This is a genomic window from Pseudomonas sp. PAMC 26793 (assembly GCF_000313235.1).
Lineage (GTDB): Bacteria > Pseudomonadota > Gammaproteobacteria > Pseudomonadales > Pseudomonadaceae > Aquipseudomonas > Aquipseudomonas yamanorum.
Window position 1 is genome coordinate 41,032 of record NZ_AMXG01000040.1, and the last position, 11,783, is coordinate 52,814.

At 62.2% G+C, this 11,783-nt stretch carries 11 protein-coding genes and 1 pseudogene; 3 read left to right on the forward strand and 9 right to left on the reverse strand.

The window, feature by feature from the left end; all coding sequences use genetic code 11:
- The first annotated feature begins 33 nt into the window (after nt 1–33).
- Complete coding sequence (locus tag D109_RS0121150; protein WP_017478624.1) at nt 34–924, forward strand: bifunctional helix-turn-helix transcriptional regulator/GNAT family N-acetyltransferase; 891 nt, start codon at nt 34–36, stop codon at nt 922–924.
- 44 nt (nt 925–968) lie between these two features.
- Here D109_RS0121150 and fabI read toward each other — a convergent pair whose 3' ends face one another.
- The 9 genes and pseudogenes from fabI to D109_RS0121195 form a co-directional block, all read right to left on the reverse strand.
- The gene (fabI, locus tag D109_RS0121155) at nt 969–1,763 is read right to left on the reverse strand and encodes an enoyl-ACP reductase FabI (protein WP_017478625.1); all 795 of its coding nucleotides are present in this window, start codon (nt 1,761–1,763) and stop codon (nt 969–971) included.
- Nucleotides 1,764–1,778: 15 nt separating this feature from the next.
- Nucleotides 1,779–2,138, reverse strand: a pseudogene (locus D109_RS01000000132055) (GNAT family N-acetyltransferase); the annotation flags it as partial.
- Nucleotides 2,139–2,288: 150 nt separating this feature from the next.
- On the reverse strand, nt 2,289–3,446 hold the full coding sequence (gene argJ, locus D109_RS0121165; protein ID WP_017478627.1) for a bifunctional glutamate N-acetyltransferase/amino-acid acetyltransferase ArgJ: 1,158 nt from the start codon (nt 3,444–3,446) through the stop codon (nt 2,289–2,291).
- Nucleotides 3,443–4,900 carry a class I adenylate-forming enzyme family protein gene (locus D109_RS0121170; RefSeq protein ID WP_017478628.1) on the reverse strand — a complete coding sequence of 486 codons (1,458 nt, stop codon included), beginning with the start codon at nt 4,898–4,900 and terminating at the stop codon, nt 3,443–3,445. Before D109_RS0121170 ends, argJ begins: the two co-directional genes overlap by 4 nt.
- Before the next feature lie 20 nt (nt 4,901–4,920).
- Nucleotides 4,921–5,748: a GNAT family N-acetyltransferase gene (locus D109_RS0121175; RefSeq protein ID WP_017478629.1), complete on the reverse strand. Its 828-nt coding sequence runs from the start codon at nt 5,746–5,748 to the stop codon at nt 4,921–4,923.
- A gap of 15 nt (nt 5,749–5,763) precedes the next feature.
- On the reverse strand, nt 5,764–6,507 hold the full coding sequence (locus D109_RS0121180; RefSeq protein WP_017478630.1) for an NRDE family protein: 744 nt from the start codon (nt 6,505–6,507) through the stop codon (nt 5,764–5,766).
- 2 nt (nt 6,508–6,509) lie between these two features.
- Nucleotides 6,510–7,373: a TauD/TfdA family dioxygenase gene (locus D109_RS0121185; RefSeq protein ID WP_017478631.1), complete on the reverse strand. Its 864-nt coding sequence runs from the start codon at nt 7,371–7,373 to the stop codon at nt 6,510–6,512.
- An 11-nt stretch (nt 7,374–7,384) separates the two neighbouring features.
- The gene (locus tag D109_RS0121190) at nt 7,385–8,773 is read right to left on the reverse strand and encodes an asparagine synthase C-terminal domain-containing protein (RefSeq protein ID WP_017478632.1); all 1,389 of its coding nucleotides are present in this window, start codon (nt 8,771–8,773) and stop codon (nt 7,385–7,387) included.
- The gene (locus D109_RS0121195; protein ID WP_017478633.1) at nt 8,770–9,582 is read right to left on the reverse strand and encodes an enoyl-CoA hydratase/isomerase family protein; all 813 of its coding nucleotides are present in this window, start codon (nt 9,580–9,582) and stop codon (nt 8,770–8,772) included. Before D109_RS0121195 ends, D109_RS0121190 begins: the two co-directional genes overlap by 4 nt.
- 220 nt (nt 9,583–9,802) lie before the next feature.
- Here D109_RS0121195 and gntB point away from each other — a divergent pair, with 220 nt between their 5' ends.
- Complete coding sequence (gene gntB / locus D109_RS0121200; RefSeq protein WP_017478634.1) at nt 9,803–10,777, forward strand: guanitoxin biosynthesis L-arginine gamma (S) hydroxylase; 975 nt, start codon at nt 9,803–9,805, stop codon at nt 10,775–10,777.
- Nucleotides 10,767–11,666, forward strand: a complete 900-nt coding sequence (locus D109_RS0121205) for a DMT family transporter (protein WP_017478635.1) — start codon at nt 10,767–10,769, stop codon at nt 11,664–11,666. Before gntB ends, D109_RS0121205 begins: the two co-directional genes overlap by 11 nt.
- The last annotated feature ends 117 nt before the right edge of the window (nt 11,667–11,783 follow it).

Genomic DNA, 11,783 nt, shown 5'->3' on the forward strand with positions numbered 1-11,783 from the left:
CTTATCGATCAGATCCGCTGTGCCTCGCGCCTTATGGTGCAGGAGCTGGGCTTCATGCAGCCGAAGTTGGCAGCCAGCCGTTATCCACCGTCATCGGTGCACACGATTGTTGAAATCGGCGAGCGTGGCGCACTGACAGCGGCTGAACTGGTCACCTTGCTGGGCCTGGAAAAATCGTCGGTGAGCCGCATGGTGCGCAAGCTGATCGAGGCGGGCGAGCTGGAAGAGTTTGCCAACGAGGACGATGCCCGCTCGAAAAAGCTGCGGCTCACCGTGCGAGGCCAAAAGACGTTAGGTGACATCGAAACGTTTGCCCGGCGCCAGGTGGGCGAGGCCATTGGTGACTTGTCCAGCGAACAGCAACAGGCCGTCAGCCGTGGGCTTGATCAGTACGCCGCAGCCCTGCAAACCCAACGCACCGGCGCCCGGCAGCCAAGGCACTACAGCATCGCCCGTGGCTACCGGCCTGGGGTGATTGGGCGCATCGCGCAAATGCACGCCGAGTACTACGCCAAGCATGCGAATTTTGGCCAACCATTTGAAAGTCTGGTGGCGGCGGACATGGCCGAGTTGATGGGGCGCCTGGCCAACCCGCGCAACGAAGTGTGGGCGGTACTGGATGGAACGCAGATCGTCGGTTCGATCGCTATTGATGGCGAGGGCGAAAACGGCGAGGCAATTTTGCGCTGCTTCATCCTGGACCCGTCGGCCCACGGCCAGGGGGTGGGTAAACGGCTGTTGCAAGAGGCGCTGGATTTTTGTGACGGGCACCGGTTCCCGGCGGTGCGGCTGTGGACGTTCAAGGGCCTGGATGTGGCGCGCAAGCTCTATGAAAACGCGGGCTTTGTGCTGGAGTCCGAGCAGGAGGGGCAGCAGTGGGGCAAGTCGGTGGTGGAGCAGTGTTTTGTGCGGCAAGGAGTTTGACGTAACGGCGCTCCAGTCAACGGGGCGCCGTTACGGCCTGAAGATCACTCGTCGAGATTGCCCATGGCGGTGGTGTTGAAACCGCCGTCCACGTACATGATTTCCCCGCTGATACCCGACGCCAGGTCCGAGCACAGGAAGGCGCCGGCGTTGCCGACCTCTTCAATGGTGACGTTACGCCGCAGCGGCGTTTGCGCCTCGTTGGCCGCCAGCATCTTGCGGAAATTCTTGATGCCGGAAGCGGCGAGGGTGCGAATCGGACCGGCGGACACCGCGTTAACCCGCGTGCCTTCCGGGCCCAACGAGCCGGCCAGATACCGCACACCAGCCTCCAGCGAAGCCTTGGCCATGCCCATTACGTTGTAGTTGGGCATGGTGCGTTCCGCGCCCAGGTAAGAAAGGGTCAACAGACTGCCATTGCGACCTTTCATCAACTCCCGACCTGCCTTGGCCAGGGCCACGAAGCTATAGGCGCTGATGTCGTGAGCGATGCGAAAACCCTCGCGGGTGGTGGCGTCGGTGAAGTCACCTTCCAGTTGATCTCCGGGGGCGAAACCCACGGAATGCACGATGCAGTCCAGGCCATCCCACTGCTTGCCCAGTTCGGCAAAGACCTGGGCGATCTGCTCGTCACTGGCCACATCACACGGGAAACACAGCGCCGGGCTGGAACCCCAACCGGCGGCGAACTCTTCCACGCGGCCTTTCAATTTCTCGTTCTGATAGGTGAACGCCAACTCGGCGCCCTCACGGTGCATGGCGGCGGCAATGCCCGAGGCAATGGACAATTTGCTGGCGACGCCCACGATCAAAACGCGCTTTCCGGCGAGAAAACCCATGTGTAGCTCCTTTTTTCAGGTTGTTCGGCAGTAGTGGGATTTCGACGGTGGGGGGATATTGCGAGGCACATCCGCCGGGTTGATCAACGCGGTCAACACATGATCCGCCCAAACCCCGTTGATCTTGAGATACGCCCGCGCTTCACCCTCTCTTTCAAACCCCAGCCGTGCCAGCAGGCGCGCGCTACGCTCATTCTCTGGCCGGTAGTTGGCCATGATTCGGGGCAGATGCATGACGTCGAACACATGGGCAATCGCCGTCGTCAGCACTTCGTGCATCAAGCCTTGGCCTTGGGCGGATTCAGTCAGCGCATAACCCAAGTGACAGGCCTGAAACGCACCGCGCACGATGTTGCTGAAGTTGCAGGCGCCGAGTCACGCGCATTTTCCCGATGTGCACCATCGGCATAAACACTGACTTCTCTTAGGGCATAGGGCCGTGGACTTTTCTTCAGGCATAAAAAAACGGCCTACCTTTCGGTAAGCCGTTTTTAGCTACACAGTCAGCAGCAATGGGCTGAGACCTCAGGTCGTATAGTCAGCATTGATCCGGATGTAGCCTTCCGAAAGGTCGCAACCATAGACCGTAAATTCCCCCTGGGCGATGTTCAGGTCCACCGAAATCAGCACTTCCTTTCCGCGCAGGTAGCTTTTGACCGCAAGCAATCCAGCCTCGTCCAGCTGTCGTGGATAGGCTTCGGTCGTGCCAAACACGATACGTACCTTGTCTGGATCGATGTCTTGCTCTGACTCGCACTTGCCGATGGCCATGGCCACCCGGCCCCAATTAGGGTCAGCGCCATGTACTGCAGTCTTGACCAACGGCGAGTTGACGATGGCCTTGGCCACGCGCTTGGCTTGCGCATCATCCCGTGCACCGGTGACCTGCACCTCCAGTGCCTTGCTCGCACCTTCGCCGTCCGAGGCGATCATGCGCACCAGGCCCAGGGATATTTCGTAAAGGGCCTGTTCGAACTCAACCAGGTCCACGTCGCCAGCCAGACCGTTGGCGAGGATCGCTGCCGAGTCGCTGGTGGACGTGTCGGTATCGATGCTCAGGGCATTGAAGGTCTTGTCGATCACGCGGCGGAACATCGCGTCCAATACATCGGGTGCGATCTTTGCGTCAGTAAAGAAGAAGGTCAGCAGAGTCGCCATGTTCGGCTCAATCATCCCGACGCCCTTGGCAATGCCCACCAGGCTCGCGTTACCGACTTTGCGGGCGGCGTGCTTGGCATGGGTGTCGGTGGTCATGATCGCTGCCGCGCAACGCTGGAAGTCGGCAGGCTGCAAGGGGGGGACATCGCTCAGGAAGGCGCGGACTTTCTCCATCGGGTATTGGCGACCGATCACGCCAGTCGAGGCGAGCACCAGGTCCAGTGGTTCGACCTCTACCGCCCTGGCCAGCCCGGTACGCACCTCAAGGGCATTGGCCAGGCCTTCAGGACCGGTGGCGACGTTAGCGTTGCGCGCGATCACTACCACCCCCCGTGCGGTATCGCGCCTGGCGACTTCACGGGACAGCGTCACGCTAGGACCGGCGAAGCGTGACTGGGTGAACACGGCGCTGATGTTGGCCGGGACGTCGGATATGACGGCCATGAAGTCGTCACGGTTGTCCTTGATACCCAGGTTGGCGATTATGCTGCGAAAGCCTTTCGGCTGGATGTGCGTGTCGCTCATATCAGGTCCTTCAGATAAGTGATTGTGTCCTTGTCCGCGGGCTGTGCGCCGAGTTGCTTGCGAAGGCGCGCACGGTCCGGCTTGCCGGTCGGCGTCAACGGTATCCGTTCGAGTACGGCGATGCCAGCATCAATACCCTGTTGTTCCAGCATTGCGGTAAGCACCGATTGCCAATCCGCGATCATGGTGGGGGTCGCCTGCACCACCACCTGGGCACGACGACGATCGTGTTCATCGACCAGCACGATTACCCGCTCGACCCTCAGTGTCTGTGCGAAATTCCCTTCCAGGGCCGGTGCGAATTGTGTGCCGTGGGCGGTGAGCAGGGCATCGCTCGTGCGCCCCAGAAGCATGATGCTGCCATCGGCAAGCCGCCGGGCGATGTCTCCTGTGGGATAGGCATCGTCCTCGACCGGGTTTGCCGGCAGGGGGAAGTAACCCGAGCCCCGGTGCGTGGACCGTGCGATGACTTCCCCGACCTCCGGCTGCTCGGGTTCGAGGATCGCCAGCGTAACGTCGACATCGCCCACCGGCCACATGCCGCAGCTAGCCTGCAGGCCGGGCGCGAAGTTGGCCAGGATCATGCCAAACTCCGTGGAGCCGTAGATCCGCTTGATGTGTACACCCAGGCAGCGCTCGGCTTCCAGCACCACTTGATCGTCCAGGTAGGCTCCCCCACAAAAAGGCAGGGTCAGCGCTGGCAGGCGGGTGCCGCACCGTTGCGCAGCGTGTGCCAGTGCCAGGTACTGGGAAGGCAGGGCGCTCATCACGCTGATGCGCTGTTCGTCGAGTGTCTTCAGGTTGTCCTCAATTCGGGCCGCCTCGCCCAGGTACAGCGTGGCGCCGGTCAGCAAGGCCGGGAACACATGCAGGTCCACGGCGTGGCCGCCATCGAGGGTATGAATGTTCAGGTAGCGAGCGCTGGCATCGAGCCCGGAGCACTCGACCCAGTGCAGGATTTCCCGATACAGGCGGTCCTGGCGCCATAAGGCGAGCTTTGGTGTACCCGTGCTACCGGAAGTTTCCTGCATGCGCATCAGCCCGGTACGCGCCTGGCAGGCGGGAATATCCAGGTCGCTGGGGGCTGGAGCGCACAGGGCGAAACCTGGCACGTCGAGGCCCTCAGGCGTGCTGCCCGACTCAGTGACCAGCACCGCGGCCCCGACCTGGCTCAGGCGCATCGCGCGATGCTCGGCATGGCTGGCCACGCTCACTGGGCAGTGCACCAACCCAAGGCTGGCGAGGGCAAACAGCAATGCCACATAGCCGGTGCTGTTGCCCAGTTGGGTCGAGACTACGTCCCCTTCGCGCAGGCCGGCTCTATGCAGGCGGGCGCGCAGTCGCTCGATGTCCTGCAGCAATTCGCCGTAGGTACTGGCTTTACCGTGGCTGTCGATGACGGCTGGATGGTCTTGATAGCGCGCAGCCACTTTTAAGAACTGTTGCTGGAACATTCATCGGTCTCTCTGGTTAATCAGCCGAAATACAGCTTCAGGTGTTCGCCCACCTGGCGAAAGCCGATCTCGCCCAAGCGATGACGCAACGGACCACCGACGCAGGTAAACGTCAGCGGCTTGCGGTGGCGACGATGGATGCCGGCGCACACGTCGCTCAACAGTTTGTCCGAGACACCCCGCAGCCGGTGCCGTGCCTCAACGAAGATGAAGCCCAATTGTTCGTGCTGCTCGTCCCGGCTGGTCAGGGCGGTACAGCCACCCAGTTGGCCGTCCACCTCGACCACATGCAGCGCCTCGCGTTGGGTGAGCTGGCGGACGGTCTGGGTGGCCTGTTCGCGGCTGGAAACCAGCTTGACGCCGGAATCCTTCTCCATCTGGATCCGGTAGTCGACCAGCGTCGCCTCGTCCTCCGGCCCCGCCAGGCGAGTGGCGAGCGCTGGGGCCGGGCTGGTGGGAAAGGTGTCGAACTGCTTGAGCAACACTTCGTCGCGCCGGCCGATCAACGGCAACCAGGTGGCCGGCCAGTTGTCGAGCAGGCACTCCAGAACGGACTTGGGACCGATTGCCATCTGAGGGCTGGCGTGGCTCGTGGCTATGTGTGCCAGCAACGCAGCGTCTGGTTGGCCGGCCACGAGGATGACCGGTACGGCGAACGGCGCCAGGCTCGGCAGCAGTGCGACAGCGCCCAACAGACGGTTACCGTTCCGGCGCACGAACACCTGCAGGTGCTCGGCGGGAGTACTCAATGCTCCCACGAGGAACAACTGGGCATCGGCGTCATCCGACTGCTGGATGAACCTCAGCAACTGGGGGTAATGTTCCGGTGCAAGGGATTGGATGTTCAAGGCGGCATGCTCGTTCTAATGAGATAAGGAGGAAGGCACGTTGTGCCAACTGGCTGGATCCAAGGGCGAGGCGCTGAAATCGAATCGCGACTGTCCCTCGCCCAGCGCGATGCAGGCGGCCGACTGGGACGCCCAGCGAGTGCCATCGATATCCCGGCGCCACAACAGCGCGTCGTGGTCGCTGCGGTACTGGCCATCACCGGCCAGCAGCTGCAGCCACTGCCCCCATGCCTGTTCCGCAGATGCCGTCGCGGTCGGCTGGGGCAGGGGACTGGCGGCGAACCGGGGCAGGTGCCGTGCCAGGCGCGGGTGGTCCTTGCCGATGCCGCGATAGCACAGGCCATGGATACCCCTACCCAAGTGCACCGAATGGAGCGTGTGGGTGTCCCACTGATGGAGCCGCAGGCCGTGGGCATCGGCCTGCCCCAGCACGAAACCGTTGTACTGGCGCAGGTCGGCGGCGGCCCAGTCTCTTTCGGGCGCTTGCAGTGCGATCAGTGGGAGGTCGCCACGGCTGCGGGATTCACCCACTGTGCACTCGGCGCGATTGACCAGAAAACTTGCGCGATTCTGGCGGGGATCCAACGCCAGCCAAGTACCGCCGGACTGCAGGTCCAGGCCGCCGATCACCTGCGGGTGATGCTCTGGCCAGTGCATGGCGGGGGGCTGCCATGGGCGTTCGACCGACTCGTCGCGCACCGCCGCCAGCAGTACCGGCCACTGTGGCGAAAGGCCGATCGCCGCAATAATCGTGCACATCCTCAGGTACTCGCCAGCGTAGCGCCTGGCGCCGAGGCAACGGCTTCAAACGTCACCTGGCCGCGCAACAGCTTGCGGCAGGTATTGGGCTGCAGCCCGCGTCGGCCGTGCAGGGTGCGCTGGTTGTCGATGACCAGCAGGTCGCCCTTGCGCCAGCGATGGCTATACAGGTAGGGGGCTGCCGTCAGGTGCTGTTCCAGTTCCGCGAACCAGGCGGCCGACGCTTGTTCATTGAGTCCGGGCACGCGCACGTCCCAACTGGCCTTGGCTTGGCCGTCGAAGGGCAAGGCAAGGTTGAGCGAGCGGACACGGCCGTAATCGCGGAAGGTGGAAATTGGGTACCAGCCTTCGGGTACCGTCGCAAAGTAGCCGCGCTCAAAGGCCATGTATTCAAGCTCGCCGTGCAACAGCGGCTTGCGCAGCGATGCAGGCATGTCGTTCCAGGCGGCGAGCTGGTCGCACACGACGGTGGCGCCATCCTCGTCGATGTCTTTGACGTCGGCGGCATACAGGATGATCAGGTCGACCTGCGTGCCGAGCAGGATGCCATCGGTATGCAGCGGCAGGCTGCCACGGCCGGTGATGACCTTTTCCTTGTCGTGGGAACCGTCGAGATTGAGGATGTCGGCAAAACCGTAGCCAACCTTTGCCTTATCCTCGGCGTAGGACACTTTGTCGCCCAGGCTCTCTACAAACTGCCGGAAGCTGTTCTGGTCAAACTCGAGGTTCTGCAACAGCGCCACGCCATGATCGAGCACGGCCTGGCGAACTGCGCTCAGGGGCGTATTTTCCGGCAGCTGAATGCCCAGGCCGGAGGCGGTAAGGGGCTGGCCACGCAGGTCACGCGGGGAAGTGAATGAGTTCAAGGGCTGCTCCTTCAGCGACGGTGGGTGATTGATTGCAGTGAACGGTCGAGCACTTCTTCAACGCTCAGGGGCGCCAGCGGCGCATGTATGGCCTGATCCAGTTGGGTTACCAGGATTTGCCGGTACAACGCTGCGGCACTGGCGGCCTGGCCGGTGGTTGCATCGATAAATTGCGCCAGTGCGGTACCCAGTCCGTTGCCATGGTGAATGGCCGTTTTCTTGCGCCAGGCAGCCTCGGCCGGGAGCCATTGCTCGGCGGCAAGGCGCAGGTGGCCTTTCTCGCGGCCGCGCGTGGTCTTCACTGAGGGACAGGTGTCCAGCGCTGCGCGCAGCACCGGCAGGTCCCAGTAGGGGTGGGCCAGTGCGCTGCCGCAGGACTGGGCGGCGAGGCTCGTGAGTTCGCTTGAATAGCGGGTCTTGTTGACCTCGATGGCGATGCTGCTGCGGATGTCTTCGGCCAGGCCGTCGCCGGTGGCCAACCCCGAGTTGATCAGGTCCGAGCCGTAGCCTGTGAAAATCAGCCGGCCTGGTTCCAACTGCCGGCAGAACGCGGTGATCGCCACGCCGATCTCCACGGCCAGGGCCTGAGGATGGCCGAAGGCACGAATGGTCTGGGGCAGCGCCAGGAGGATCGACTGCGGATCGAGTTCGACACGGTTCAGTGGGCGGTCAAGTGCGTCAGCCAGTTGCTGGGCGTCATCGAACTCATTACCCCAAGGCGTGCCGATGCTGAAGGCTTCGAAGTTCGGGCACTGCGCGGCGAGCAGCGCAGCGACCAGTCCCGAGTCGACGCCGCCGGAGACCAGCGCAGCGACCTTGCCCGGCCGTTGCAGATGGCCGGCGATACCCTGCTGCAAGGCCGCGATCTGCGCCTGGCCGGCGAGCAGGGCGTCTTGGTGGCGGGCGCTCTGCAGCGCCAGGCTGTCTTGCGTTGCACTGCGTTCGATACGTGTCTGGCGACCCTCCAGGATGACCTGCAGGCGGCTGCTGTGAGGCAGCCGGTCAATACCATGGAGGCTTGAGCGATCATCCAGGCGCACCCCCGCGTCCGTTCGTACGCCCACTTGGCAATCGGTCAGGCTCACCCAGGCGCTGGCAGCAATGAGAAGATCGGTCGACAGGACGAAATTGCCGTCATGGTCGGCGCTCCAGTACAACGGGGTGATGTTGCGGCTGCTGGTCATCACGGTCAGTTGGTGACTTTGCACATCGATCAGGTTGTCACCGTCGACGCTCATGCGTGTAAAGGGGCGCCCCAGCGCATCTATGCGGTCTTCGAAGGAGGGCACCGGCCAGGCCGAGGCATAGGTATGGAATGCCGACGCGGTCAAGGGCAGGCGGGCGCCTTCGAAGTGTTCAAGCCTGCGGCTGGTGAGCAGCAGCCAGGGTTGTGCGCTCAAGAGACCACCTCCGGGCTCGCCTGCACGGAGGATCTGTTCAACACCGTCTTCATCCGACCCTGCGCCTCGCCGGCGGCGAACGCCGCGCGGTGCGCCTGCTTGCCGGCGATGCGTGTCCGCTCCAGGCCGGCGATGAAGTCACTGTTCAGGTAGGTCTTGGTGTTGCGGAACGCTGCATCGGTGAATGCGGCCGCGCGGCGCGCTTGCTCCAGGGCGCTGTCGAGCAGTTGCCCTGCATCGGCCACGGCATGCAGCAAGCCGTCAGCCAGGGCACGCTGGGCGGGCCAGGCGGCGCAAGACATCAGCATGTTCTGCATCAGGCTGCGGCCGATGATCTTTTCAAGCATGAAACCGCCGAAGGTACAGGCGATGCCCAACTCGAATTCGGGCATCTTCAACACACAGCGATCACTGCCGATCCGGTAGTCCGCGGTCAGGGCGATTTGCAGGCCGATACCGATGGCGTATCCGTCGATGGCGACGATCAGTGGGCGGTTCAGTTGCAGGGCTGCGATGTAAAGGTCAGTGACGTGATCGATCCATACATCGACCTCGTCTCCCCCGGTGAATGTCGAGGTTTCGTGGAAGCTGCCACCGGCGCCAAACGACCGGCCTTCACCGCTGTGCAGCAGCACGGCACCCACGGCTTCATCCGTGTTCAGCTGTTTCAGCAGCCGGGTCAGTTGCGCCATCCGGGGCATCGACCACAGGTTGTGCCGGTGCGAGTCGGTGAAGGCCACCAGCGCGACATTGTCCTGGAAAGTAATGTCGAAATCGTAAGTGAGGTAATCCTGATTAGAACCTGGCATTGGTCACGCCCCTTGCTCCCGTGTGCGAAGTGGTACTGCCTTGCCTGGTACAGGCCGGAGTAACACCCTAGTCAACAGGGTTTGTGCAAGGCCTGGTACCTCCCGGAACAGGGAGGTTGTTGCAGCCCGGGTATCTCAATAAATTCTGCGCCCCCCTCGAATGCGGCCAGGCGCAGCGTCCGCCTTCCCAGGTTTGCATGGTGAATCAACAGGACTATCGATGTTACCCAGACACCGATTCTCGAAAGAGATCAAAGACCAAATCAAGACGTTGTACCTGTACGACAATTACCATGGCCCCTTCGCACTGCTGCAGAACCTGTTCTGGATCAGCCTGGCAATCTACCTGGGGGAGTCCAACCCTTGGCTGCTGCCACTGGCCATCCTGCTGATCGGTTCTCGGCAACGGGCGCTGGCCACGCTCTTGCATGAGGCCGCGCACGGTGCGTTATGCCGCAGCAAACGACTGGAGAAGTTCCTCGGTACCTGGTGCTCCGGCTACCTGATCTTTCAGGCCTGGGCCAGCTACAAGCGCTCCCATACCCTGGATCACCATCACAAGCTGGGCGACCCTGATCGCGACCCCGACTACCAGTACTATCGACAGTCCGGCGTATTCAACGCCAGGTCGAAGTTCAGTTTTGTGCTCGTGCATCTGGTGAAGCCGATGCTGTTCTTGAGTGCCCCGGGGAGCCTGAAATACCTGCTGGTCAACCGGTTGGTCCGCAGCCCCAGGAAAGGCGAGCTGCTTTCATTGCTGGCGTGCCAGGGAATGCTCGCGTTGTGCCTGACGATGGTGCTTGGGGCCAAAGGTTATTTCCTCTATTGGCTCCTGCCTTACCTCACTACTTTCCAGGCCCTGACCTGGTTCATCGAACTGGCCGAGCACTACCCGATGATCGCCAGGGCCAAGCTTGATCTGCAGGCCACCCGTAACCGCTTCAGCCATCCGGTTGAACACTTCTTCACGGCCATGCACGGAGAGAACTTCCACCTCATCCACCATCTGTTTCCAGCCATTCCATACTGGAATCTCAAGAAGGCCCATCGTATCCTGCTGAGCGACCCGGCCTATGCCACGACCAATGCGGGGTTTGGCGGAATCTTCGTGTCCTCGAACTTCGCCCCGTCGATGTGGGCCGGCATTCTATCGAGCGACAAACCAGTGACAGGGACAGTCATCAATGCAAGCTAATTTCAGCAAAGGCATCGCCTTTGCACTCTCCGCCGCGGCGCTGAACGCAACTATCGGTGTACTCAGCAAAGTGCTCATGAGCAACGGCTTCACCGCCAGCAGTGTTGCCGTCCTCAAGACCGTTCTGGGCTGTGTGCTGCTCTCGGCCTTGCTGCTGTTTCTCAAGCGTCCTGCGTCGAAGGCCAAATGGGCCCAGGCCGCGCTCTGCGCGTTCCTCGGCATCTTCGTGCTGTTTCACTTCGAAACATCCGCCTACCGGCATTACGCGGCAGCCGGTGTGGTGGTGGTGCTGATGGCCAGCGCGTCCATTTCGTCGATCCTGCTGGGGCGTATCTTCCTGAAGGATGCCATCACCGCTAACGCTACCGTCGGCGCCGCCCTGGCTATCGCCGGTATCGCGGTGATCTTTGGTGCCGACTTGCAGCAAGGTTTCACCTTGCAGGGCGCGGCGCTGGCTGCGACAGCCGGCTGTGGCTATGGGGCTTTTTCGGTGGCCATGAAGCGCATGGGGGTGTCCGGCGGCCTGCACTTTACTCGCCAGTTGCTGTTCTTCGGTAGCCTGTATCTGCTGATGCCGGCGGCGGCCGATGGTTTCGTGATCGGCGCGCTGTCGCCGCTGACGATTGCCGCACTGCTGGCGCTGGCCGCGCTGCCGACCATCCTGGGCTTCTTCTGTACCACCAAGGCCATCGAGTACCTGAAGCCGTCCCAGGTGCAGGCGCTGGAGCTGACCGAGCCACTGTTCGCCGCGTTGCTGGCGTTCGCCGTGCTCAACGAAGTACCGCGAGACAGTCTCTACGCGGGGGCGGTTCTGATCATCATCGGGCTGTGCTTCTCCAATGAACTGGTCCGTCTGGGCAGGAAAACCCCCGTTCCGACGGGCGCCTGAGCCCTTAACGGGGCATGTTGCCCATGAATTGATTTCAAAGTGCTATATCGCTATCTTGTCGGCCTCACACAGGGGGGCCGATTTCCCTCGTGTGCTGTCTCAGGATGAGAACACCGT

What these genes read in the sequence shown, in the direction of transcription:
- D109_RS0121150 (WP_017478624.1), top strand. Translation starts at nt 34, where the DNA reads ATGGTGCAGGAGCTGGGCTTCATGCAGCCGAAGTTGGCAGCCAGCCGT.
- fabI (WP_017478625.1), bottom strand. Translation starts at nt 1,763, where the DNA reads ATGGGTTTTCTCGCCGGAAAGCGCGTTTTGATCGTGGGCGTCGCCAGC.
- argJ (WP_017478627.1), bottom strand. Translation starts at nt 3,446, where the DNA reads ATGAGCGACACGCACATCCAGCCGAAAGGCTTTCGCAGCATAATCGCC.
- D109_RS0121170 (WP_017478628.1), bottom strand. Translation starts at nt 4,900, where the DNA reads ATGTTCCAGCAACAGTTCTTAAAAGTGGCTGCGCGCTATCAAGACCAT.
- D109_RS0121180 (WP_017478630.1), bottom strand. Translation starts at nt 6,507, where the DNA reads ATGTGCACGATTATTGCGGCGATCGGCCTTTCGCCACAGTGGCCGGTA.
- D109_RS0121195 (WP_017478633.1), bottom strand. Translation starts at nt 9,582, where the DNA reads ATGCCAGGTTCTAATCAGGATTACCTCACTTACGATTTCGACATTACT.
- gntB (WP_017478634.1), top strand. Translation starts at nt 9,803, where the DNA reads ATGTTACCCAGACACCGATTCTCGAAAGAGATCAAAGACCAAATCAAG.
- D109_RS0121205 (WP_017478635.1), top strand. Translation starts at nt 10,767, where the DNA reads ATGCAAGCTAATTTCAGCAAAGGCATCGCCTTTGCACTCTCCGCCGCG.